The 24,512-nt window shown below is 64.5% G+C and carries 24 protein-coding genes and 2 tRNA genes; 1 reads left to right on the top strand and 25 read right to left on the bottom strand.

The window, feature by feature from the left end:
* Positions 1-39: 39 nt before the first annotated feature.
* From nusA to rlmE, 25 genes are all read right to left on the bottom strand, one after another.
* Complete coding sequence (gene nusA / locus F792_RS0100275; RefSeq protein ID WP_018146222.1) at positions 40-1,533, bottom strand: transcription termination factor NusA; 1,494 nt, start codon at positions 1,531-1,533, stop codon at positions 40-42.
* Between the two features lie 77 nt (positions 1,534-1,610).
* A complete protein-coding gene (gene rimP, locus F792_RS0100280) occupies positions 1,611-2,066 on the bottom strand; it encodes a ribosome maturation factor RimP (RefSeq protein WP_018167894.1) in 456 nt (151 codons plus the stop codon).
* A gap of 197 nt (positions 2,067-2,263) precedes the next feature.
* Positions 2,264-2,340: transfer RNA gene (locus F792_RS0100285), tRNA-Met, on the bottom strand.
* Between the two features lie 63 nt (positions 2,341-2,403).
* The gene (locus F792_RS0100290; protein ID WP_026287928.1) at positions 2,404-2,748 is read right to left on the bottom strand and encodes a DUF2818 family protein; all 345 of its coding nucleotides are present in this window, start codon (positions 2,746-2,748) and stop codon (positions 2,404-2,406) included.
* A gap of 3 nt (positions 2,749-2,751) precedes the next feature.
* Positions 2,752-4,200: an NADH-quinone oxidoreductase subunit NuoN gene (gene nuoN, locus F792_RS0100295; protein ID WP_018167896.1), complete on the bottom strand. Its 1,449-nt coding sequence runs from the start codon at positions 4,198-4,200 to the stop codon at positions 2,752-2,754.
* A gap of 13 nt (positions 4,201-4,213) precedes the next feature.
* Entirely contained in the window at positions 4,214-5,728 is a 1,515-nt protein-coding gene (locus F792_RS0100300) for an NADH-quinone oxidoreductase subunit M (RefSeq protein WP_018167897.1), read from the bottom strand.
* 52 nt (positions 5,729-5,780) lie between these two features.
* A complete protein-coding gene (gene nuoL / locus F792_RS0100305; RefSeq protein ID WP_018146227.1) occupies positions 5,781-7,790 on the bottom strand; it encodes an NADH-quinone oxidoreductase subunit L in 2,010 nt (669 codons plus the stop codon).
* Between the two features lie 6 nt (positions 7,791-7,796).
* Positions 7,797-8,102 (bottom strand): NADH-quinone oxidoreductase subunit NuoK, encoded by a 306-nt coding sequence (nuoK, locus tag F792_RS0100310; RefSeq protein ID WP_018141813.1) that lies wholly within the window; start codon positions 8,100-8,102, stop codon positions 7,797-7,799.
* Positions 8,103-8,191: 89 nt separating this feature from the next.
* Positions 8,192-8,848 carry an NADH-quinone oxidoreductase subunit J gene (locus F792_RS0100315; protein ID WP_018167898.1) on the bottom strand — a complete coding sequence of 219 codons (657 nt, stop codon included), beginning with the start codon at positions 8,846-8,848 and terminating at the stop codon, positions 8,192-8,194.
* A gap of 15 nt (positions 8,849-8,863) precedes the next feature.
* On the bottom strand, positions 8,864-9,352 hold the full coding sequence (gene nuoI / locus F792_RS0100320; RefSeq protein ID WP_018146229.1) for an NADH-quinone oxidoreductase subunit NuoI: 489 nt from the start codon (positions 9,350-9,352) through the stop codon (positions 8,864-8,866).
* Between the two features lie 10 nt (positions 9,353-9,362).
* Positions 9,363-10,427, bottom strand: a complete 1,065-nt coding sequence (nuoH, locus tag F792_RS0100325) for an NADH-quinone oxidoreductase subunit NuoH (protein ID WP_018167899.1) — start codon at positions 10,425-10,427, stop codon at positions 9,363-9,365.
* Between the two features lie 12 nt (positions 10,428-10,439).
* Positions 10,440-12,839, bottom strand: coding sequence for an NADH-quinone oxidoreductase subunit NuoG (nuoG, locus tag F792_RS0100330; protein WP_018167900.1), 2,400 nt, complete (start codon positions 12,837-12,839; stop codon positions 10,440-10,442).
* Positions 12,840-12,872: 33 nt separating this feature from the next.
* Positions 12,873-14,153 (bottom strand): NADH-quinone oxidoreductase subunit NuoF, encoded by a 1,281-nt coding sequence (gene nuoF / locus F792_RS0100335; RefSeq protein ID WP_018167901.1) that lies wholly within the window; start codon positions 14,151-14,153, stop codon positions 12,873-12,875.
* A gap of 1 nt (position 14,154) precedes the next feature.
* A complete protein-coding gene (nuoE, locus tag F792_RS0100340; RefSeq protein WP_018167902.1) occupies positions 14,155-14,685 on the bottom strand; it encodes an NAD(P)H-dependent oxidoreductase subunit E in 531 nt (176 codons plus the stop codon).
* Positions 14,685-15,938, bottom strand: a complete 1,254-nt coding sequence (locus F792_RS0100345) for an NADH-quinone oxidoreductase subunit D (protein ID WP_018146234.1) — start codon at positions 15,936-15,938, stop codon at positions 14,685-14,687. Before F792_RS0100345 ends, nuoE begins: the two co-directional genes overlap by 1 nt.
* A complete protein-coding gene (locus F792_RS0100350; protein WP_018146235.1) occupies positions 15,931-16,650 on the bottom strand; it encodes an NADH-quinone oxidoreductase subunit C in 720 nt (239 codons plus the stop codon). The genes F792_RS0100345 and F792_RS0100350 overlap by 8 nt, the downstream gene beginning before the upstream one ends.
* Positions 16,651-16,667: 17 nt before the next feature.
* Complete coding sequence (locus F792_RS0100355; RefSeq protein WP_012982122.1) at positions 16,668-17,144, bottom strand: NADH-quinone oxidoreductase subunit B family protein; 477 nt, start codon at positions 17,142-17,144, stop codon at positions 16,668-16,670.
* On the bottom strand, positions 17,135-17,491 hold the full coding sequence (locus F792_RS0100360; RefSeq protein ID WP_018146236.1) for an NADH-quinone oxidoreductase subunit A: 357 nt from the start codon (positions 17,489-17,491) through the stop codon (positions 17,135-17,137). Before F792_RS0100360 ends, F792_RS0100355 begins: the two co-directional genes overlap by 10 nt.
* Positions 17,492-17,756: 265 nt before the next feature.
* Positions 17,757-17,841 (bottom strand) — tRNA-Leu (locus tag F792_RS0100365).
* 22 nt (positions 17,842-17,863) lie between these two features.
* Positions 17,864-18,247, bottom strand: coding sequence for a preprotein translocase subunit SecG (gene secG / locus F792_RS0100370; RefSeq protein ID WP_018167903.1), 384 nt, complete (start codon positions 18,245-18,247; stop codon positions 17,864-17,866).
* Positions 18,244-19,011: a triose-phosphate isomerase gene (gene tpiA / locus F792_RS0100375; protein ID WP_018167904.1), complete on the bottom strand. Its 768-nt coding sequence runs from the start codon at positions 19,009-19,011 to the stop codon at positions 18,244-18,246. The genes secG and tpiA overlap by 4 nt, the downstream gene beginning before the upstream one ends.
* 145 nt (positions 19,012-19,156) lie before the next feature.
* Complete coding sequence (gene glmM / locus F792_RS0100380) at positions 19,157-20,497, bottom strand: phosphoglucosamine mutase (protein ID WP_018167905.1); 1,341 nt, start codon at positions 20,495-20,497, stop codon at positions 19,157-19,159.
* The gene (gene folP / locus F792_RS0100385) at positions 20,497-21,384 is read right to left on the bottom strand and encodes a dihydropteroate synthase (RefSeq protein ID WP_026305865.1); all 888 of its coding nucleotides are present in this window, start codon (positions 21,382-21,384) and stop codon (positions 20,497-20,499) included. Before folP ends, glmM begins: the two co-directional genes overlap by 1 nt.
* A gap of 104 nt (positions 21,385-21,488) precedes the next feature.
* Positions 21,489-23,468 carry an ATP-dependent zinc metalloprotease FtsH gene (gene ftsH / locus F792_RS0100390; protein WP_018146241.1) on the bottom strand — a complete coding sequence of 660 codons (1,980 nt, stop codon included), beginning with the start codon at positions 23,466-23,468 and terminating at the stop codon, positions 21,489-21,491.
* A gap of 43 nt (positions 23,469-23,511) precedes the next feature.
* Entirely contained in the window at positions 23,512-24,138 is a 627-nt protein-coding gene (gene rlmE / locus F792_RS0100395) for a 23S rRNA (uridine(2552)-2'-O)-methyltransferase RlmE (protein ID WP_018167907.1), read from the bottom strand.
* A 68-nt stretch (positions 24,139-24,206) separates the two neighbouring features.
* Here rlmE and yhbY point away from each other — a divergent pair, with 68 nt between their 5' ends.
* Entirely contained in the window at positions 24,207-24,506 is a 300-nt protein-coding gene (gene yhbY / locus F792_RS0100400; RefSeq protein ID WP_018146243.1) for a ribosome assembly RNA-binding protein YhbY, read from the top strand.
* Positions 24,507-24,512: the final 6 nt, after the last annotated feature.

Here is a 24,512-nt window from a genome sequence, read left to right on the forward strand (position 1 = left end):
CAGCCTGTGATACGCGTCCGCGAGACGAGCGACCGGGGCTTACTCCCCGGTTTCGAACCACGGGGCGCGCGCCGTCATAATCAGCGCCGACGCCTCTTCCGTATCCAGGCCGGTCATCTCGACCACGTCGTCGGATGCCTGCTCCGCCAGGTCCTCCATGGTGCACACGCCATGTGACGCCAGCTTGTTCGCCAGCGCCGGGCTCATGCCTTCCATGCCGAGGAGATCCTCCGCGGGCTGATAGCCATCGCCACCCTCGGCCGCGATGGCCTTGGTCAGGAGCGCGTCGCTCGCACGATTGCGCAGCTCCTCGACCATGGCCTCGTCGAACTCCTCGATCGCCAGCAGTTCTGCCTCTTCCACATAGGCCACTTCGTCCAGGGTCGTAAAGCCTTCCTGAACCAGGATGCTGGCAACTTCCTCGTCGACATCCAGGGCCTCCATGAAGAACGCGACCAACTGCTGGGCCTCGGCGTCGCTCTTTTCGGCCGCCTGTTCCTCGGTCATCACGTTCAGTTCCCAGCCGGTCAGCTGGGAGGCCAGGCGGATGTTCTGGCCGCCACGGCCGATGGCCAGCGACAGCTTGTCTTCCTCGACCGCGATATCCATCGACTGCTTGTCCTCGTCGACCACGATCGACAGGACCTCCGCCGGCGACATCGCATTGATCACGAACTGAGCCGGATTCTCGTCCCAGACAATGATGTCGATGCGCTCGCCGGCCAGCTCGTTGGACACCGACTGCACACGCGAGCCGCGCATGCCGACGCAGGCGCCGACCGGATCCAGACGCGGGTCGTTGGAGCGCACCGCAATCTTGGCACGCATACCCGGGTCACGGGCCGCGCCCATGATGTCGATAATGTTCTGGCCGACCTCGGGCACCTCGAGCTTGAACAGCTCCATCAGGAACTCCGGCGCGGTGCGGCTGAGGATCAACTGCGGGCCACGGGCCTCGGGGCGGATCTCCTTGAGATAGCCGCGCAGCCGGTCATTGGTACGCACGGTCTCGCGCGGGATCATGTGTTCGCGCGGGATCAGGGCCTCGGCGTTGCTCCCGAGGTCCACATAGGTGCCATTGCGATCCGTACGCTTGACGATCCCCATGACCAGCGTGCCAACGCGATCCTGGTACTCCGCGACGACCTTGGCTCGCTCGGCTTCGCGTACTTTCTGCACGATGACCTGCTTCGCGGCCTGGGCCGCAATGCGACCGAAGTCCACGGCCTCGACCGGCTCCTCGATCACGTCGCCGACCTGGGCATCCGGATTCTTCTGCTGGGCATAGGACAGCAGCGTCTGGTATTCCGGGGATTCGAACTCGGGGTCCTCGTCGTCCACCACGGTCCAGCGCCGGAAGGCCTCGTAATCACCCTCCTCGCGGTCGATGCTCACGCGCACGTCCATCTTGCCGCCGTGGTACTTGCGGGTCGCCATCGCCAGGGCCGATTCCAGGGCTTCGAAGATGATGTCCTTCTCCACTCCCTTCTCGTTCGCCACGGCATCAGCGACCAGCAGGATCTCCTTGTTCATGTCTTGCCTCTCCGCACTCGGCAGTTGCCTGCCGATTCAACAAAAAGCGTAGCAGCGCCCTGGACTACAGCTATTTTTTATAGCTGCTCAAGGACACGCGCGTTGTGGATCGCGGCCAGCGGCAGCTCGTAGGCCATGCCGTCCACTTCCACCTCGATCATCGGATCTTCCACCGACAGCAGTACGCCACGGAAATTGCGGCGGTCATGCTCCGGCCATGCCAGACGCACCTTCACCGGATGACCGATGTAGGTCCGGAACTGCTCGGGGGTAAACAGAGGGCGTTCGATACCGGGGCTGGACACCTCCAGGGTGTAGTTCCCCTTCAGAGCCTCCTCGACCTCGATGACCGCACCGGCCTGATCGCTGACGCGCGCGCAATCGTCCACCGTGACGCCATTCTCGCCATCGATATAGATCCGCACGACAGGCGGCGTGGAACCGGAGTGATACTCCAGCCCCCACAGCTGCATGCCTTCCCCCTCGACAACCGGGGTCAGCAGTGTTTTCAGTTGTTCAGCCTTCTGCGACAAGGGCGTCTCGATCGACTCCGTCCCTTTGGCGGGACCCGGAAACAAAAAAAGGGCGCCGAACGCCCCTCGTACACCTCTCCAGATGACAGCAACACCTTGGGTGCTGCGAGGCGCGCGGGAGCGCGGCCCAAGGGCGATTCACCACACCGGGCGAAGACCCTTAACAAAAAGGCCCCGTACGGGGCCTCTCTGACAATTGGTAGCGGGGGCAGGATTTGAACCTGCGACCTTCGGGTTATGAGCCCGACGAGCTGCCAGACTGCTCCACCCCGCATCCGAGACGCAGAACTATACCAAAGCGGCGACCCGCCCCGCAAGGGCTGTCGCCGATTATTTACTACCGTGCCCGGCGCTGGCCAGCCCGCAGGTGTGGACGCAGGTCGTAGCGCCAGATGTATCCGGGCAGGGCAAACATCGCGAACAGCGACAGGGTGATCACGTAGAACTCCCAACCCTGCGGATGGATACCGCCGGTCGCCTGGAACTCCAGCCCCTTCCCGATGGCGCCGATCACGATATACAGCACCAGCCATTCGCCAATGCGGGTCCACGGCCCCTTGATGCCACTCTCCGGCACCACCATCAGGCCGATACGATCACTGAGCCAGGGCAGGTTGGCGCTGATAAACGCCACCACCACAAACCCCCAGACTAGAACATCAAACGGAATCCACTGTGTCACGAGTTACCCGATAATTGCGTAGTGGGTTAAAGACAGCAGCAGACCCGGGAAAATTCCCAACAGCAGCACCGCAAGCCCATTAATGCTAAGCGCAGCGGCCAGCGCACCGGACGGCTGGACCGGCTCCTCGGCACCTTCCTGGGGGTCGTCGAAGAACATCATCTTGACCACACGCAGGTAGTAGAAGGCGCCAATGATCGAGAAGATCACCGCGACGATCGCCAGCCAGACCAGTTCCGCGCCCACGGCGGCCTGGATCACCGCCAGCTTGGCGTAGAAGCCGACGGTCGGCGGTACACCGGCCATGGAGAACAACAGGAGCAGCATGATGAACGCAAACCAGGGGTTGCGCTTGGCGAGCCCCTTGAAATCATCGATCTGGTCCGCTTCGTACCCCTTGCGCGACAGGAACACGATCATCCCGAAACCACCGGCGGCCGTGATCGCGTAGACGATCACGTAGAACATGGCCGAGGCGTACCCGCTGTCGGTGCCCGCCAAGATCCCCATGAACAGGAACCCGATATGGGCAATCGTCGAATAGGCCAGCATGCGCTTGATGCTGGTCTGGGCGATCGCGATCACGTTGCCCACTGCGAGCGACAGGACCGCGAGGATAATCAGCATGCCCTGCCAGTCAGCGTGCAGTGGCCCCATGCCTTCCACCAGCAGCCGCATCAGGAAGGCGAAAGCCGCAATCTTCGGCGCCGTGGCGATGAACAGCGTGACCGCCGTGGGCGCGCCGTCGTAGACGTCCGGCACCCACATGTGGAACGGGACTGCCCCCAGCTTGAACGCGATGGCGACCACCAGGAACACCAGGCCGAAGACCAGCGGGACGTTCATGCTCTCGTCCGCAGCCACCAATTCGGCGGCGATCACGGCAATATCCAGCGAACCGGTCATGCCATAGATCATGGACATGCCGTAGAGCAGCAAACCAGATGCCAGCGCACCCAGCACGAAGTACTTCATGGCCGCCTCGGTGGCGCGCGAGTTGTCGCGCCAGAACGCGACCAGCGCGTAGGACGACAGCGACAGCAACTCCAGGCCCAGGTACAGGGTCAGCAGGTTGTGCCCCGAGATCATGATCATCATGCCGAGCACCGCGAACAGGCCCAGCACGTAGAACTCGCCCTTGTGGATACCGCGCTCCATCAGGTACGGACGGGCATACAGGAAGACCAGGAAGCTGGTCACGTACACCGCCACCTTCAGGATGTCGGCCATCGGGTCCTTCACGAAGGTATCCGAGAAGGTCAGGACCGTCTCCGGCCCCATCATCCACAGTGTCAGACCCGCCGCCGCGACCAGGGTCGCCTGCACCAGGCCGTAGGTGACATCACGCCGCGAATCCGGCAGGAACGCGTCGATCACCAGGATCAGGCACGCCATCCCGAGCACGAACATCTCGGGCACGGCGGGGAGGAAATTGGGGATCTCGAAATTCATGTCAGGCGCCCCTTCAGAGCTTCGACTGCGCGATATGCGCCACGAGGTGGTCGATGGTCGCGTTCATCACATCCAGCAGCGGGGCCGGCCATACGCCCAGAAGCAGCGTGAAGAAGGCCAGCACGCCCATCAGGAAGAACTCGCGGCGATTCATGTCGGAAAGACCGGCCACGTTCTCGTTGGCCACCGCGCCGAAGATCACGCGCTTGACCAGCCACAGGGTGTAGCCAGCGGCCAGGATCAGGGTGGTCGCGGCGAGGAACGCGATCCAGAAATCCGCCTTGAACGCGGCCAGGATGACCATGAACTCGCCGACGAATCCGGACGTGCCCGGCAGGCCAGTGTTGGCCATGGCGAACAGCACGAAGAACGCGGCGAACCACGGCATGGTGTTCACCACACCGCCGTAGTCGGCGATCTGCCGGCTGTGCAGGCGGTCGTACAGCACCCCCACCGCGAGGAACATCGCCGCCGAGATGAAGCCGTGCGAGATCATCTGCACCATGCCGCCGGCGATACCCAGCGAGGCGCCTTCCCAGTCACCGGTGTTGGAGTAGATGTAGAAGGCCAGGAAGAAGCCCAGGGTCACGAAGCCCATGTGCGCGATCGACGAATACGCGATCAGCTTCTTCATGTCGCTCTGGATCAGCGCCACCAGGCCGATGTAGACGATGGCGATCAGCGACAGCACGATCATCATGGTGTCGAGCACGGCGCTGGCATCCGGGGTGATCGGCAGCGAGAAGCGCAGGAAGCCATAGCCCCCGATCTTCAGCATGATCGCGGCCAGGATCACCGAGCCGCCAGTGGGCGCTTCCACGTGGGCATCCGGCAGCCAGGTATGCACCGGGAACATCGGGATCTTCACCGCGAACGCCATGAAGAACGCGAGGAAGATCAGGATCTGCGCGGTCAGGCCGATCTGCAGGGCATGGAAATCCTGGATCAGGAAGCTGCCGGACTGGATGTACATCCAGATCAGCGCGACCAGCATGAACACCGAACCGAGAAAGGTGTAGAGGAAGAACTTGAGGGTGGCGTAGACACGTCGCGGACCGCCCCAGATCCCGATCACCAGGAACATCGGGATCAGCATCGCCTCGAAGAACACGTAGAACAGCACCGCATCCATCGATGCGAACATGCCGATCATCAGGCCTTCCATCACCAGCATCGCGGCCATGTAGTAGGCGATGCGGTCCTTCACCGATTCCCACGCGGCAACCACGACGACCACGGTGATCAGCGTGGTCAGCAGGATCAGCGGCATGGAGATGCCGTCCACACCCAGGTGGTAGTTCACGTTGAACGCCGGGATCCAGGAGGCCAGCTCCTGGAACTGCATCTCGGCGGTCCCCCGCTCGAACACGAACCAGAGCGGCAGGCTGACGACAAAGGTCGCTACGGCCACCGCGAGCCCGAGCCGACGCGCCACATGGGGCGCGTCGCGCCCGGCGGCGAGCACCAGGAAGCCACCGAGAATCGGCAGCCAGATCAACAGACTCAAGATAGGCCAGTCAGCAAACATGGTCGTTCCTTGAAACAGCGATGGGCTTCGAGCGCATGGGTGTCGAAGCCGCTCAGATCACGAAGGCGAACATCAGGACCAGCAGGCCGATGATCATCACGAACGCGTAGTGGTAGAGGAAGCCGGACTGCATGTGGCGGACACGCGACGAGATCCAGCCGATCGAGCGCGCCGTGCCATTGACCAGCAAGCCGTCGATGATCAGCGCGTCACCATAGCGCCACAGCGCCCGCCCGAGACGCACCGACCCGCCGGCAAAGAACCAGTCGTTGAAGCGGTCGAAGCCGTACTTGTCCTCGAGGATGCGCACCCCGAGCTTCAGGCGCTCGGCGATCAACGCCGGCAGTTCCGGGCGCTTCATGTACAGGTACCAGGCGGTCGCCAGGCCGGCCATTGCCAGCCAGAACGCCGGCAGCATCAGACCGTGCAGTACAAAGCCGATGACCCCGGTGTAGGTCTCGCCCTTGGTCGCCAGCACATCCTGCTCCGGCAACACGAACAGGCTGTTGGCGAAGAAGTCGCCAAACAACATCGGACCGATGAAGTAGCCAGCCACGACCGACGGGATCGCCAGCAGGATCAGCGGCACGGTCACCACCCACGGCGACTCCTTCGGCTGCAACGGACCGTGGTGGTGGTCATCGCCATGCTCATCGTCGTGTTCGTCGCCGTGGTCCGGCATGTACTTGTGTGCCTGGTCATAGCGCTCCTCGCCATGGAACACCATGAAGAACATGCGGAAGGTGTATAGCGCGGTGACGAACACCCCGGCCAGCACCAGCCAGTAGGCGAACGTGGCCCCTGGGGTTTCGGAATAGCCCACCGCCTCGATGATCGCGTCCTTGGAGAAGAACCCGGAAAAGAACGGGAAGCCGATCAACGCCAGGGACCCGATGAGCGCCGTCACGTAGGTGATCGGCATGTACCGACGCAGGCCGCCCATCGCGCGCATGTCCTGCAGGTGGTGCATGGCGATGATCACCGAGCCGGCAGCCAGGAACAGCAGCGCCTTGAAGAAGGCGTGGGTCATCAGGTGGAACAGCCCCGCGGCGTACGCCGACGCACCCAGAGCCACGGTCATGTAACCCAGCTGGGACAGCGTCGAGTACGCGACCACGCGCTTGATGTCGTTCTGCACCAGCCCGATCAGGCCCATGAAGAACGCAGTGATCGCGCCGATGATGAGAATGAACGACAGCGCCGCGACCGAGAACTCGTACAGCGGCGACATGCGCGCGACCATGAAGATGCCCGCGGTCACCATGGTGGCCGCGTGGATCAGCGCGGAGATCGGCGTCGGGCCTTCCATGGAGTCCGGCAGCCAGACGTGCAGCGGCACCTGGGCGGATTTCCCCATCGCACCGATGAACAGGAAGATCAGCGCCAGGTCCAGCAGGCCGAAGGTCCAGCCCGGCCAGATGGTGATCGTGGCCTCGCTCATCGCCTGGCCTTCGGCGAACACCTCGGTGTAGTTCAGGCTGCCGGTATAGAACACCAGCGCGGCGATGCCGATCAGGAAACCGAAGTCCCCGACGCGGTTCACGATGAACGCCTTCATGTTCGCGTAGGTCGCGGTCGGGCGCTTGTACCAGAAGCCAATCAGCAGATAGGAGACCAGCCCCACGGCCTCCCAGCCGAAGAACAGCTGCATGAAGTTGTTCGCCATCACCAGCATCAGCATGGAGAAGGTGAACAACGAGATGTACGCAAAGAAGCGCTGATAGCCTGGATCGTCCTTCATGTACCCGATGGTGTAGATGTGCACCATCAGGGAGACGAAGGTGACCACGAGCATCATCATGGCGGTCAGGTTGTCGACCAGGAACCCGACTTCGAACTGGATGCCGTCCGACACCAGCCAGGTGTAGAGGGTCTCGTTGTAGACCCCGGCATCCCCGAAGACATGCGCCCAGAAGACCACCACAGACAGGATGAACGACACCGCCACCCCCAGGATGGTGACGGTGTGCGCCCCGGCACGGCCAATCTGGCGACCGAACAGGCCGGCGGCGATCGCGCCGAACAGTGGCGCCAGAACAATGAGCAGATAGATCGTATCCATGGCCGTTTATCCCTTCATTGCATCCATGTCCTGGACGTTGATGGTTCCGCGATTACGGAACAGCAACACCAGGATGGCGAGGCCGATGGCCGCCTCGGCCGCGGCGACGGTCAGGATGAAGAACACGAACACCTGGCCCGCGAGGTCCTGCAGGAAGAACGAGAAGGCAATGAAGTTGATGTTCACCGCGAGCATCATCAGCTCGATGCACATCAACAGCACGATCACGTTTTTCCGGTTCAGGAAGATCCCGGCCACGCTAATGGAAAACAAAAGCGCGGCCAGCACCAGGTAGTGCTCTAGCGTAATCATGTTCTAGCCCTGAGTTCTTTCGGGGACGTTGCCCGCCCCCGGTGTCCGGGTCCCGGCGCGCGGCCGGGATGCCTGTGTACTCGGTGTGCCTACTTCGAGCCGTCGTCCCTGCCCGGGGCGTTCGCCCCGGACCCCTGCGCACCCCGGCGCGGGGCTTCTTTCTTCTCCGACGGCATGGCGACCATGCGCACCCGCCCTTCGCGGGAGACCGCCATCTGCTTGCCCGGGTCGATCGACTTGTTGTCCGGCCGCTTGCGCATGGTCAGCGAGATCGCGGCGATGATCGCGACCAGCAGGATGACCGCGGCGATCTCGAACGGATAGACGTACTCGGTGTACAAGATCGCGCCCAGGGCCTCGGTGTTGGCGTACTCGGGGCCGGCGCGCTCGGGGGCGTCCATGGTGATGTAGCGGGTAATCACCAGCACCAGCACGGTGGCCATGGCCAGCGCGACCACGATCCCCGCCGGCAGATACTCGGCGAAGCCCTCGCGCAGTTTGGCGAGATTGATGTCCAGCATCATCACCACGAACAGGAACAGCACCATGACCGCGCCGACGTACACCAGCACCAGGACGATGCCCAGGAACTCGGCCTCCGCCATGACCCACAATGCCGCGGCGGCAACAAAGCAAAGCACCAGGAACAGCGCCGCATGCACCGGGTTGCGCACGCTGATCATCGCCAGCGCACCTCCCAGCAGCATCGCACCGAACAGGTAGAAAAGGACAAGCTCGAAGGTCATGAGGCGTTCCCTGCGTTACCGGTAGGGGGCGTCGACCGCGCGGGCCTGCGCGATCTCTTTCTCGAAGCGGTCACCAATGGCCAGGAGCTTGTCCTTGGTCATGATCTGCTCGCCCCGGTTCTCGAAGTGGTACTCGAAAAGGTGCGTCTCGACGATGGAATCCACCGGACAGGCCTCTTCGCAGAAGCCGCAGAAGATGCACTTGAACAGGTCAATGTCGTAGCGCGTGGTCCGCCGCGTGCCGTCGTCGCGCTCCTCGGAGTCGATGGTGATTGCCAGCGCCGGGCACACCGCCTCGCACAGTTTGCAGGCGATGCAGCGCTCTTCGCCGTTGGGATAACGGCGCAGGGCATGCAGTCCGCGGAAGCGCGGCGACATCGGCGTCTTCTCGTCCGGGTATTGCACGGTGAACTTGCGGCTCAACAGGTAACGCCCGGTCAGGCGCAGCCCCAGCAGCAGCTCGAAGAACAGGAAACTCTTGAAGAAACGGCGCACGGCTTTCATCACGATCTCCTCAGGCGAACCACGGGCCGACGTTGAACGCGACCAGCACGCCCTCGACAAACAGCCAGACGATGGTCACCGGGATCAGGACCTTCCAGCCCAGGCGCATGATCTGGTCATAGCGATAGCGCGGGAAGGTGGCGCGGAACCACAGGAAGGCGAACAGGAACACCGCGGTCTTGAACAGGAACCAGTGAATCCCGTGATCCAGCAGTGCCCCGATCACCGGCCAGTCGAACACGGCGGCCGGCAGGATGCCCTGGAACGGCGACAGCCAGCCCCCCAGGAACAGGATCGCAGTCAGCGCCGAGATCAGGATCATGTTGGCGTATTCGGCCAGGAAGAACACCGCGAACGCCATGCCGGAGTATTCCACATGGAACCCGGCCACGATCTCGGACTCGCCCTCCGCGACGTCGAAGGGCGCCCGGTTGGTCTCCGCGATCCCGGAGATGAAGTACACGAAGAACATCGGCAGCAGCGGCAGCAGGAACCAGTGGTACATGCTCCCGGACTGCGCCTCGATAATCCCGCCCACGTTGAGGGTGCCGGCAGCCATCAGCACGCCCACCAGGGCAAAGCCCATCGCGATCTCGTAGGAGACCAGTTGCGCGGCCGAGCGCAGCGAGCCCAGCAGCGCGTATTTCGAGTTCGAGGCCCAACCCGCGATGATGATGCCGTACACACCGAGGGAGGTCAGCGCCAGCAGATACAGCAGCCCGGCGTTCACGTTCGCCAGGGCCCCGCCGTCGAAAAACGGAACCACCGCCCAGGCCGCCAAAGCCGGCGCAATCGTAAGCACCGGGGCGCTGAGGAACAGGAAGCGATTGGCGTTGGTCGGGAGGATGACCTCCTTGGTCAACAGCTTCAGGGCGTCCGCGATCGGCTGCAGCCAGCCGCGCGGGCCCACCCGGTTCGGGCCGATGCGCACGTGGGCGTAACCGATGACCTTGCGTTCGGCGAAGGTCGTGTAGGCCACGGCCAGCATCAGCGGAATCACGATCAGCTGAATGCCGATCAGGATCTGCATGACCGTCGGAAGGCTGTAGAAGAGGTTCATCATCCAGTCGAACATGTCTTAAGTCCCTCAGGCCCGCGCCAGCGTGACCGTGGTGTTCGGCAGGCCGAGGGCCCCCATGGCCGCGGAACCCGCAAAGGTCACGGCCAGACCCGGCGGCACCGAATCGTCCAGCAACAGGGTCAATTCCGTTTCGGCCTTGCCCTGACGCAGTCGCACGCGGCTGCCATGGGCGTGCTCGCCGGCAGACTCGGGATGCACCAGCACGCTCTCGGCCAGCAGCCCCTCGGGGCTGGTCTGCAGCGGCTTGGCACGGCGCACCAGCGGATCACCGCTGTAGAGTGCGGCCGCCTGCACACGGTACAGCCCGTCGCCCGCGCCGGCCTCGGGCACCTCCACCTGCACCTTGTTGAGGTTGACACCGGTATCGAAGCTGGCTTCCGCCAGCTGGCCCTTCAGCTCGTCCCGCACCGCGGGCGAATCCAGGTAATCGAAACCGCTCTGGTCGAGCAGATTGCCCAGCACGCGCCAGACCTTCCAGCCCGGTCGCGCGTCATCCGGGGCGCGCGAGGCGGCGCGGAAACTCTGCCAACGGCCCTCGGCGTTCACGAAGGTCCCGGATTGCTCAAAGCTTGTGGCGATCGGCAGCAGCACATCCGCCACAGCCTCCAGTTCAGGCGTGGCGAAGCTGTTCAGGGCCACCACCAGACCGGCACGCTCCAGGGCTGCCTGGAAGGCCGCCGGATCGACCCCATCGCGGCCCGGCTCCAGCCCGGCGATCACGAATGCATCGCGTCCCTGCTCGAGCATCTCGGCGGCATTCGTACCGGCGACCTCCAGCTCCGCCCCACCCGGGCCACGATGCGGCAGGACGCCAGCCAGCCAGGCACCCGCGGCATTCGCGCCCTGCGGCAGGTAGCCGAGGCTGGCACCGGTATGTTTGGCGATCCAGCCTGCAAGGGCCCGCAACGTGGCAAAGGCTGGCCCGTTGATTGCAGCGGCGCCCAGCAGCACATGTCCCCGCTTCCCGTCCAGCAGCGCACGGGCTGCGCGTTCGAAGGCTTCCCGCGTCTCGCCGTCGTCTGTCGCGGCCGCCTTGACGATCTTTTCCAGCTTTTTCGGCAGCGACTTGCCGGCCGCGGCGAGCTGCCCGGCGATCCCGGCGAGCGCCAGGACCTGGTCGTGCTCGTCGCCGACCAGCTGGGCCTGAACCGGATAGGTCAGGTCCAGCAGCATGTCGTTGACCAGGCTCACATGTGCACCGCGCGAGGCCGCCTTGCGCAGGCGGTGTGCCAGCAACGGCTGCTCGCGGCGCGGGTTGCTGCCCACCAGCAGAACGGCATCCGCGTTTTCGAGCTCGCCAATCGCGGCCCCCAGATACGGGAACAGCGGGGCCGCCGCCTCGTCGCGGAAATCGCGCTGATTCACGCGGTGATCGATGTCGGTGACACCCATGCCCCGCAGCACTTTTTGCGCCAGGTAGTGTTCCTCCAGCGAGAGTGCAGGCGAGAGCAACGCGCCCACGCGCGCCGGGGCAACCTCCTTCAGGCCCTCGACGGCGTAGCTCAATGCGGTCTCCCAGGAGACCTCCTGCCACTGGCCGTCGACCTTGATCCGTGGGCGGGTCAGTCGATCCTCCGCATACAGACCGGTGTAGCTGAAGCGATCGCGGTCGGAGATCCAGGTCTCGTTGACCGCGTCGTTCTCGCGCGGGACGACCCGCATCGCACGGCCGTCGTCGGTATGCAGGAACAGATTGGAGCCGACCGCATCATGCGGGGCAATCGTCGCCGCCTGCGCGTATTCCCAGGCACGCGCGCTGTAGCGCGACGGCTTGGCGGTCAGCGCCCCAACCGGACACAGGTCGATCACGTTGCCGGAGAGCTCGTGGGCCACGGTCTTCTCGACGTAGGTGCCGATGCGCATGTGCTCGCCGCGTCCGGTCGCGCCCAGCTCGCGCACCCCGGCGATCTCCTCGCCGAAGCGCACACAACGAGTGCAGTGGATGCAGCGGGTCATCTCGGTCTCGATCAGCGGACCGATGTCCTTGTCCTTCACCACGCGCTTGGCTTCGGTATAGGTGGACACGCTCTCGCCGTAGCCCATGGCCACGTCCTGCAGCTCGCACTCGCCGCCCTGGTCACAGATCGGGCAGTCCAGCGGATGGTTGATCAGCAGGAACTCCATGGTCCCCTTCTGCGCGCGCAGCGCCAGCGGGGACTGGGTGTACACCTTCATGCCGTCCATCACCGGCGTGGCGCAGGCCGGCAGCGGCTTGGGTGCCTTTTCCACCTCGACCAGACACATACGGCAGTTGGCCGCCACCGACAGCTTCTTGTGGTAGCAGAACCGCGGAATGCGGATATCGGCATCATCGGCGACATCGATGAGCATGGCGCCCTTGGGCGCCTCCACCGTACGGCCGTCAATCTCGATGCTGACCAGATCTTGTTTCTGATCCTGACTCATGCTCGATTCCTGATGCGATGGCGCGGTAGAGCGTCAGGCGGCGTCTGCCACCGGGCTCCGGCCGTGCTGGATGTAGTATTCGAATTCGTGGCGGAAATGCTTGACGAAGCTGCGCACCGGCATGGCGGCGGCGTCGCCCAGGGCGCAGATGGTATGGCCCTCGATCTTGCTGGCCACGTCGTCCAGCCGTTCCAGGTCCTCGGGTCGGCCCTGGCCCTCGACGATGCGAGTAAGCATGCGGTAGAGCCAGCCGGTCCCCTCGCGGCAGGGCGTGCACTGGCCACAGGACTCGGAGAAATAGAAGCGAGAGATCCGCTGCAGGGACTTCACCATGTCGGCGGTCTCGTCCATCACGATCACCGCCCCGGAGCCCAGCATGGAGCCGGCATGCGCGATGGAATCGAAGTCCATGTTGGCCTTCAGCATCACGTCGCCCGGTACCACCGGCACCGATGATCCGCCCGGGATCACCGCCTTCAGCTTGCGCCCGTTCAGCACACCGCCGGCCATTTCCAGCAGATCCTTGAACGGAGTGCCCAGTGGGATCTCGAAGTTGCCCGGCTTGTTCACGTGCCCGGACACCGAGAACAGCTTCTCGCCCCCGGACTTGGGCACACCCAGATCCGCGAACCACTGGCCGCCGTTGCGGATGATCGACGGGATCGAGGCGAGCGACTCGGTGTTATTGATCGTGGTCGGCTTGCCGTACAGGCCGTAGTTGGCCGGAAACGGGGGCTTGAAGCGCGGCTGGCCCTTCTTGCCTTCCAGCGATTCCAGCAGCGCCGTCTCTTCGCCACAGATATAGGCGCCCGCCCCCAGCGACGGATGCAGATCGAAGTCCACCCCCGAGCCGAAGATGTCCTTGCCGAGGTAGCCGGCTTCGTAGGCCTCCTGCAGCGCGGCCGTAAAGCGCGTGTTCACTTCGTCCATGAACTCGCCGCGCATGTAGTTGTAGCCCACCGTCGCGCCGATCGCGTACCCAGCGATCGCCATGCCCTCGATCAGCGCATGCGGGTTGTACATCAGGATCTCGCGATCCTTGCAGGTACCCGGCTCGGATTCATCCGAGTTGCAGACGATGTACTTCTGCCCCGGGCTGTTGCGCGGCATGAACGACCACTTGAGACCGGTCGGGAAACCCGCACCTCCGCGGCCGCGGAGGTTGGAGGTCTTGACCTCCTCGATCACGTCCTCGGGGGCCATCTTGCCCTTGTAGACCTTCTCCAGCGCCTGATAGCCGCCGACGCTCTTGTAGGTATCGAGCGCGGCGGCGTTGTCCAGGTAACGCGTCGCAAAGCAGATCTGGTTGGCCATGCTACTTCTCCAGACCGTCGAGGATCTCGTCGACCCGCTCGGGGGTGAGATTCTCGTAGTACTTGTGGTCCACCTGCATCATCGGGGCGCCGCAACAGGCTGCAAGGCACTCCTCTTCCAGCTTCAGGTAGAACTTGCCGTCCGGTGTACTCTCGCCGCGCTTGATGCCCAGACGCTTCTCGAGATGCTCGATGATCGGCTCGGCGCCGCGCAGCATGCAGGAGATGTTGTCGCACACCATGATGGTGTGCTTGCCCACCGGCTCCAGTTCGTACATGGAGTAGAACGAACCCACCTCGTACACCGCGATCGCCGGCAGCCCGAGATAGTCGGCCACGGCATCCATCTTCGCGGTGGAGAGATAGCCATCCTCGTGCTGCACCGCACGCAGAGCGCCCAGAACGGCCGAGCGCTTCTGATCCTCGGGATAGCGCGCCAGCCAGGCGTCGATTTCTTCGCGCTCGTGCGCGCTCAGCTCGACCTTCTTCGCGGCGTGCTTGTGGAAGGCGACAGTTTTCTGTTCGGCAGCCATCAGCGGTCGATCTCCCCGAATACGATGTCCTGAGTCCCGATGATGGCGACCACATCGGCCAGCATGTGGCCGCGCGCCATCTCGTCCAGCGCGGACAGGTGCACAAAGCCCGGCGGACGGACCTTCAGACGATACGGTTTGTTGGAACCATCCGAGACCAGGTAGACCCCGAACTCGCCCTTCGGATGCTCGATCGCCGCGTAGGCCTCGCCTTCCGGCAGGCACATGCCCTCGGTGAACAGCTTGAAGTGGTGGATCAGGGCCTCCATGTCGGCCTTCATCTCCTCGCGCTTTGGCGGGGTGATCTTGTGATCCTCGAGGAGCACCGGGCCCGGATTCTGGCGCAGCCAGTCCACACACTGACGAATGATGCGGTTCGACTGGCGCATCTCCTCGATGCGCACCAGGTAGCGGTCGTAACAATCGCCGTTGGTGCCCACCGGGATGTCGAAATCGAGACGGTCGTAGACCTCGTAGGGCTGCTTCTTGCGCAGGTCCCACTCGATTCCCGAGCCGCGCAGCATCGGGCCGGTGAAGCCCAGCTGCTTCGCACGATCCGGGTCGACCACGCCGATCCCGACAGTGCGCTGCTTCCAGATCCGGTTATCGGTCAGCAGGGTCTCGTACTCGTCCACGCAGCCGGGGAAGCGCTCGGTAAACGCCTCGATGAAGTCCAGCAACGAGCCCTGACGGATCTTGTTCAGGTCATCCACCACCTCCTGCGACTTCCAGGAGGACGGTTGATACTTCGGCATCGTGCCGGGCAGGTCCCGCGCGACACCGCCAGGGCGGTAATAGGTCGCGTGCATGCGCGCACCCGAGACCGCCTCGTAGCAGTCCATCAGGTCCTCGCGCTCACGGAAGGCGTACAGGAACACCGCCATGGCGCCGATATCCAGCGCATGCGCCCCCAGCCACATCAGGTGGTTCAGGATGCGGGTGATCTCGTCGAACATCACCCGGATGTACTGCGCGCGCAGCGGGGCCTCGATGCCCAGCAGCTTTTCCATCGCGAGCACGTAGCCGTGCTCGTTGGCCATCATGGACACGTAGTCCAGACGGTCCATGTAGCCGATCGACTGGTTGTACGGCTTACTCTCCGCGAGCTTCTCGGTGCCGCGATGCAGCAGGCCGATGTGCGGGTCGGCCCGCTGCACCACCTCGCCATCCATCTCCAGCACCAGGCGCAATACGCCGTGGGCGGAGGGATGCTGCGGCCCGAAGTTGAGGGTGAAGTTGCGAATCTCAGGCATTCTCGGCTCCTTCGCCCGGCTTCTCGCCCTCGCTGTAGCGATGGTCGGCGCGGATCACCTTGGGCACCAGCACGCGCGGCTCGATCGTCACCGGCTGGTACACCACACGGGCCTGCTCGGCGTCATAACGCATCTCGACATGCCCGATCAGCGGGAAGTCCTTGCGGAACGGATGCCCCACAAAGCCGTAGTCCGTGAGGATGCGGCGCAGGTCCGGATGCCCGGAGAACAGGATGCCGAACAGATCGAAGGCCTCGCGCTCGAACCAGTTGGCCGAGGCCCAGACGTCCACGAGGGATTCGACCTCGGGGAACTCCTCGTCACTGAGCCAGGCGCGCATCCGCACGCGGCGGTTATGTTCGAGCGACAGCAGGTGAGCCACCACGGTGAACCGCGGGCCGTCCCAGTTGGAATCTTCCGGCGCATCATCGAAGGTGAAACGCCCGGAGGTCGCCGCTTCGACACCGCGGGAAAAGCCCGTATTGGTGGCGGAGTCGGTGCCCCATTCGTCCTGCCCGTATTCGAGGTAGTCCACCCCGCACAGGTCGATCAGGATCTCGAAGCCCAGGGCGTCGCGCAGCTTCTCGCCCGCCTCGCGCCAGGAGCCCGGTGCGATATCGACAGTAATCTCGCCGTTCGCCTCGTGCAGGCTTTCCAGGGCATCGCCCAGTTCCGCCCGCAGGGCGTCGGTCCAGTTGTCTTGTTCAGCCATCTGCTACCCCGGGTGCGTCAGCGCGCGATCGTGTTCGTGCGCCGGATCTTGTTCTGCAGCTGGATAATGCCGTAGAGCAGCGCCTCCGCCGTCGGCGGGCACCCCGGCACGTAGACATCCACCGGCACGATGCGGTCGCAACCGCGCACCACCGCGTAGGAGTAGTGGTAGTACCCGCCCCCGTTGGCGCAGGACCCCATGGAGATCACCCAGCGCGGCTCGGGCATCTGGTCGTAGACCTTGCGCAGAGCCGGCGCCATCTTGTTGACCAGGGTGCCGGCCACAATCATCACGTCCGACTGGCGCGGGCTCGGCCGAAAGATGATCCCGAAGCGGTCGAGGTCGTAGCGCGCGGCACCGGCATGCATCATCTCCACCGCGCAGCACGCGAGACCGAAGGTCATCGGCCAGAGCGACCCGGTGCGGGCCCAGTTGATGAGCTTGTCCGCCGAGGTGGTGACGAAGCCCTTCTCAAGAACGCCTTCTATTCCCATTCCAGCGCCCCCTTCTTCCACTCGTAGATGAAACCGACGACCAGAATGACAAGAAACAGGGCCATCGCAAGAAGCCCGAACAGGCCAATGGTGTCTAGCGACACGGCCCACGGGAAGAGAAACGCGATCTCGAGATCAAAGATGATGAACAGGATCGCGACCAGGTAGAAGCGGACATCGAACTTCAGCCGCGAATCCTCGAAGGCCTCGAAGCCGCACTCGTAGGGCGAATTTTTCGCCGCGTCCGGCTTGTGCGGACCCACGGCCATACCGACCACCAGCGGCACGACGCCGATCACGATGCCTACTGCGATGAACAGCAGGATGGGTAAATAACCTTCCAGCATTTCTCTCTCCCGTACGCCGCCTCAGGCGGGCAGGTTCGCGAGGCGTCGCGTGGATCGAGCGCGCCGGCGAGCCGTTCAGCGTTGCTGGTTGAAAGCGCGGGTACGACTCGGTCCCGCACAGACGCGGCAGAGCCGTACACCGGGCACGGAGTCTAGGTGATGCCCAAAAACGGTGTCAAGTATTCGTAATTTTATAAGATGCTGTTTTTATTGTTAATTACCCCGGGCGCCGACAGATATTCAGCGGCCCGGGGCAACGAGTATTTGGTGCAGATGGTGGGACTCGAACCCACACGGCTTGCGCCACTACCCCCTCAAGATAGCGTGTCTACCAATTCCACCACATCTGCCAATTCGTACAGGTACCGGATCTCAATCGGGCACATCGGCCGGCCGGCCGGATTGCGGGCCGCTGCCACCCGGGGGCTCTTGCCCCGGGAGCACTTCGGGCGGGAGGTCCGGCGGACCATCGCCCTCTTCTTCCATTGCCTCCATCTGGTCCAGCAGGCTCTCGGCCTCCGGGCTGGATGCCGCCAGATACGCAAGCGTCAGGCTGTTGAGGAAAAAGACCACCGCCAGCACGGCCGTCGAGCGGCTCAGGAAGTTCGCCGACCCGGCCGCACCGAACACCGTCGCCGATGCGCCGCTGCCGAAGGCCGCGCCGGCATCGGCGCCCTTGCCGTGCTGCATCAGGATCAGCGCGATCAGGCCAAGCGATACCGCGACCTGGACCACCAGGAGCAGGCCGTAAATCATGCCGCGACCTGCTCGCCCGCGGCGCGGGCAATGGCGGAAAATGCGTCGGCATCCAGCGAGGCACCGCCGATCAAACCGCCGTCGATGTCCTCGAGCGCCAGGAGGCCGGCCGCATTATCGGCCTTCATGCTGCCCCCGTAGAGGATGCGCAGATCGGCTGCGACCTGCGGGTCGCGACCCGCAACACGATTGCGGATGAATGCATGCACTTCCTGGGCCTGTTCCGGCGTGGCGGTCAGACCGGTGCCAATCGCCCAAACCGGCTCGTAGGCGATCACGGCGCGGTCGAACGCCTCGACTCCGGCCGCATCCAGGACCGCATCGAGTTGCTCGGCGACCACAGTCTCGGTGCGCCCGCCTTCGCGGTCGGCCTTCTGCTCGCCCACACACAGGATCGGCGTCAGCCCGGCGGCCTGCGCCGCAACGAACTTGGCTGCTACCCAGGCATTGTCCTCGTTCTGCCGCTCGCGGCGCTCGGAATGCCCGACGATCACATAGCGGCAGCCCACCTCGGCCAGCATGGAGCCGGCCAGTTCGCCGGTGTAGGCACCCTTTTCCTGGTCGGAACAATCCTGCGCGCCGACGGCGATGGGGCCACCGGACAGGTCATTCGCGATTTCGGCGAGGTAGACCGCGGGCGGGCAGACCGCCACGTCCACGCCCCGGATGTCGCCCAGGCTGCCCTTCAGGGCGGACAGGAGCGCGCGGTTCGCGTCCCGCGAACCGTTCATCTTCCAGTTTCCGGCGACCAGCGGCGTGCGCATGCGGATCTTCCTCCTGCGATCGGCCGAACCCCGCAGATACACGGGGTCCGATCATGATGATTAGAGCGGCGGGATGTTACCGGCGCACCGGTAGCAAATCAACCAAGCCGTCGCGGGGCGCGCAGGCGAGGCTTGGTTGCGGCAATCAGATCGCCGCCCGGATGCTGTCCGCGATGCGCTCGGCGGCCGAGCGGGTCTCGTCGACATCTTCGCCCTCAACCATCACCCGCACCAGGGGCTCGGTACCGGAGGGACGCAGCAGGACCCGGCCACGCTGGCCGAGCTGATCCTCCACCGCGGCGACCTCGGCGCGCACTGGCTCGGCCTCCAGGCAGCCGGCCGCGGCACCGCTGACGGGCACGTTGATCAGGCACTGCGGCAGCTTGGGAATGGCCGCTGCGAGCGCCGAGAGCGGCTGACCGGTACGGTGCATCAGGTGTGCAACCTGCAACGCCGCCACCGTACCGTCGCCGGTCGTGGTGTGCTCCAGACAGACAATATGACCCGACCCCTCGCCGCCCAGGGTCCAGTCGCGACGGCGGAGCTCCTCCAGGACATAGCGATCCCCGACCTTCGCGCGCACGAACGGGATGCCGGCGCCCCCCAGGGCCTGCTCCAGCCCCAGGTTGGTCATCAGGGTCCCGACCACACCGCCGTCGAAGCCCCCGGCCTGTTGCCGCGCCAGCGCCAGGATACCGAGGATCTGGTCCCCGTCGACCACGGTGCCGTCGGCATCGGCCAGGATCACCCGGTCGCCGTCGCCGTCCAGCGCGATGCCGAGATCCGCCCCGGTCGCCCGCACCTGTTCGGCGACGTTCTCCGGGTGCAGGGCGCCGACCCCGTCGTTGATGTTGTAGCCGTCCGGACTGGCGCCGAGGATCTCGACCTGTGCCCCCAGCTCCTCGAACACGTGCGGGGAGACGTTGTAGGTCGCACCGTGGGCACAATCGATGACGATCTTCATCCCGCGCAGCTCGGAACGCGCCGGGATCGCGCTCTTGCAGAACTCGACGTAGCGTCCAGCGGCATCCTGGATGCGCACGGCCTTGCCCAGACGCGCACTGTTGATGGGCTGTGCCGGCTGATCGAGACGCGCCTCGATAGCCGCCTCGGTCGCATCCGGCAGCTTGTCGCCCTCGGGGGTGAAGAACTTGAACCCGTTGTCGTGGAATGGGTTGTGCGAGGCACTGATCACGACGCCCGCAGTGGCACGGAAGGTATGCGTCAAGTAGGCGATGGCCGGGGTCGGCATCGGTCCCAGCAACGCAACGTCCAGCCCGGCGGCGGACAACCCGGCCTCCAGTGCCGACTCGAACATGTAGCCGGACACGCGCGTGTCCTTGCCCACCAGGACCGGCCCCTGGCGGTGGCCGTTCTCGCCCAGCACCTCGCCCACGGCATACCCGAGGCGCAGCGCAAACTCCGGCGTCATCGGCCAGTCGCCGGTGCGCCCACGGATGCCGTCGGTTCCGAAATACTTGCCCATCAGTTCCCTCGATTGTCCTGTCCGTCGCCACCATCCGGTCGCAACGCTGAGTATAGCGCCAGGGCATCACGGGTCGCCGAGACATCGTGCACACGCAGGACACGCGCACCGGCCTGTGCCGCCAACAGGGCCGCCACGGCACTGCCGGGATCCCGCTCAGCGACCGGACGGTCATCCAGCAGCTGACCGATCATCGACTTGCGCGAGACGCCCACCAGCAGCGGCAAGCCGGAGGCCGCCAGGCGCGGCAGGCCGCGAAACAGCGCGACGTTGTGCTCCAGGGTCTTGCCGAAGCCGAAGCCCGGATCCAGCAGGATCTGGCCGCGCGGCACGCCGCCACGCAACAACTCCGCCACCCGCTGCTCGAGGAAGGCGCGCACCTCGTCCACCACATCGTCGTAATGCGGCTCCCGCTGCATCGACTGCGGATCGCCCTGCATGTGCATCGCGCAAAGCGCTACGCCACGCTCGCGGGCCGCCCCCATCGCGACCGCCAGCGCCCCTTCGGCGCGAAAGCCGTTCACGTCATTCAGCATCCCGGCACCGACGGCAACCGCCTCGCGCATCATCTCCGGCTTCATGGTGTCCACGGACAGCGGAACATCCAGTTCCGCGCGCAGGGCTTCGATGACCGGAAGCACCCGCTGACGCTCATCCTCCAGCGCCACTGGCGCCGCACCGGGGCGAGTGGATTCACCGCCCACGTCAAGGATCTCGGCCCCCTCCGCGACCATGGCGCGGGCCCGCGTCAGCGCATCTTCCACCCGCGCGTACTGGCCACCGTCGGAGAACGAGTCCGGGGTGACGTTCAGAATCCCCATGATCCGCGGCTGCCCAAGGTCTAGGGCGTGCCCCCCGCATTGCAGTACCGGTGCGTCAGTCGGCACGATCGGCGTTCTCCTGTGAGTACCCAACGAAAAAGGCCGCCAGGACGAGGGCCTGGCGGCCAGTGGCGGCGACCGGACCCAAGCCCGGTCACGAAGTGGACGGATCAGGACTGCGGCGCAGGACCGCCGACCACACCCTTGTCATCGTCACCCCGACCATCGGAGCCGTCCTTGGCGTCACCATCGGCATCCGAGGCACCACCCTCGGCCTCGTCGCTGGCCTGCGCCGAGCCACCGGAACCGCCGCCGCTATCCCAATCCGCCGGCTCGCGGGGCTCGCGCCCGGCCATGATGTCCGCGATCTGCTTGTCGTCGATGGTCTCGTATTTCATCAGTGCCCGCGCCATCGCGTGCAGCGTATCGATATTGTCGACCAGGATCTGCTTCGCATGCTGGTAGTTCGCATCGATGATGTGACGGACCTCGGCATCGATCTGGCGCGCAGTGTCGTCGGACATCGGCTTCGACTTGCCCATTTGCCCACCCAGGAACGGATGCCCTTCTTCCTCACCGTAATCCAGCGGGCCGAGCTTTTCCGACAGGCCCCACTTGGTGACCATGTTGCGGGCGATCTGAGTGGCGCGCTCGATATCGTTCGAGGCTCCGGTGGTCACCTTGTCATTGCCGAAGATAATCTCTTCTGCCAGACGCCCGCCAAACAGGCTCGCCAGCTGACTCTCCAGACGCGTCTTCGAGTGGCTGTAGCGGTCCTCCTCGGGCAGGAACATGGTCACGCCCAGGGCCCGCCCACGCGGGATGATGCTGACCTTGTAGACCGGGTCGTGCTCCGGCACCGTCAGGCCAACAATCGCGTGGCCGGCCTCATGGTAGGCGGTCAGCTTCTTCTCGTCCTCGGACATCACCATGGACTTGCGCTCGGCGCCCATCATGATCTTGTCCTTGGCGCGCTCGAAGTCGGACATGTCCACCAGGCGCTTGTTGGAGCGCGCCGCAAACAACGCCGCCTCGTTGACCAGGTTGGCCAGATCCGCGCCGGAGAAACCCGGCGTGCCGCGCGCGATCAGATCCGGACGCACGTCGTCGGAGATCGGCGTTTTCTTCATATGCACCTTGAGGATCTGCTCGCGACCGCGTACGTCCGGCGGCGGCACCACCACCTGGCGGTCGAAGCGACCCGGGCGGAGCAGCGCCGGGTCAAGCACGTCCGGACGGTTGGTCGCGGCAATCACGATAACCCCCTCGGTGCCCTCGAAGCCGTCCATCTCGACCAGCAGCTGGTTCAGGGTCTGCTCACGCTCGTCGTGACCGCCGCCCATGCCGGCACCACGCTGGCGACCGACCGCGTCGATCTCGTCGATGAAGATGATGCAGGGGGCGTGCTTCTTGGCCTCGGCGAACATGTCGCGCACGCGCGAGGCGCCCACGCCAACGAACATCTCGACGAAATCGGAACCGGAGATGCTGAAGAACGGCACCTTGGCCTCGCCGGCAATCGCCTTGGCCAGCAGCGTCTTGCCGGTACCCGGAGAGCCGACCATCAGCACGCCGCGCGGAATCTGGCCACCCAGCTTCTGGAACTTGGACGGGTCGCGCAGGAAGTCGACCAGCTCGGTCACCTCCTCCTTGGCCTCGTCGCAGCCGGCCACGTCATTGAAGCTGACCTTGACCTGGTCCTCGGACATCAGCTTGGCCTTGGACTTGCCGAAGGACATCGCGCCCTTGCCACCGGCACCACCGCCCTGCATCTGGCGCATGAAGTAGATCCACACGGCGATCAGCAACAGGATCGGGAACCAGCTGATCAGGATGCTCATCAGCAGGGAGCGCTCGGCTTCCTCGTGGGCGTTCAGCTCCACGTTGTTCTGCAGCAGGTCGCCGATCAGACCGGGGTCGTTCGGGTTCACCGTGGTAAACGCCTGGCCCTCGATCGTCGTACCCTCGATCTTCTCACCCTTGATGGTCACGTTGTCCACGCGACCGCCCTGCACGTCGCGGATGAACTCGGAGTACGTAATGCTCCGAACATCCTGCGTCTGCTGCTGCGGGCCGAAGTTGTTGAAGACGGACATCAGGACGACGGCAATTACCGCCCAGATGATCAGATTCTTGGCCAGACCGTTCAAAACGACACCTCGAAGAACATTTAATCGTTAGCTTTTGGCAGCTTTACACATCCCGGGGCTCACGCGCCAATACGTACACTTCGCGTGACCGTGGCCGCGATGCCTTCGGCTTGCGCACCTTTACCGAGCCGAACCGCCGACGCACCTCGGCCAGATAGGCATCAGAACCTTCACCCTGAAACAGCTTGACCAGAAATGCGCCCCCGGGGTTCAGAATGCGTGTCGCCAAGTCCAGCGCCAGTTCACAAAGATGGATCGAACGCGGCAGATCCACCGCACCCGTCCCGGTCAGGTTGGGGGCCATGTCGGAAAGCACAAGATCGGCACGCTCATCGCCCACCAGGGCAAGTATCGCGTCCAGCACGGCGTCCTCGCGGAAGTCGCCGGTGACGATCTCCGCGCCCGGCACCGGGTCCATCGGCAAGATGTCCGTGGCAATCAGCACGCCCTTGCGGCCAATCTTCCGAGCGGCGTACTGCGTCCAGCCGCCCGGTGCCGCGCCGAGGTCCACCACGCGCATGCCGGGTTTCAGCAACCGGTCGCGCTCATCGATCTCCTGCAGCTTGTACACCGCCCGCCCGCGGTAACCCTCCTGCTGGGCCCGCTGGACGTAGGGATCGTCGAAATGCTCCTTCAACCAGCGCTGACTGGAGCGGCTACGCTTGGGCATTGAGCGGCCTCGCAGCTGCGGACGGCATGCTACAATTTTGATGTTTAAACACTGAAAAATGGCCTCCTGTGAATCTGACCGACGCGCAACGCCGCCATCTGCGCAGCCTCGCCCATCCGCGCAAGCCCATCGTGACCATTGGCCGCAATGGGCTGACTGATGCCGTACTGGCGGAGCTGGAGCTGGCGCTGACCCACCACGAGCTGGTCAAGATCAAGGTGAACATCGGCGACCGCGAGGTCCGCAACGGCACCGTGGAAGAGCTCTGTGAACGCACCGGCGCCGCGCGAGTGCAACGCGTCGGCTATGTCGCCACCCTGTTCCGCCGCAACCCGGATGACCCGAAGGTCTCCCTGGACCCGGCCTGACCCCAC

It is taken from the genome of Thioalkalivibrio sp. ALMg9 (assembly GCF_000380625.1).
GTDB classification, from domain to species: domain Bacteria; phylum Pseudomonadota; class Gammaproteobacteria; order Ectothiorhodospirales; family Ectothiorhodospiraceae; genus Thioalkalivibrio; species Thioalkalivibrio versutus.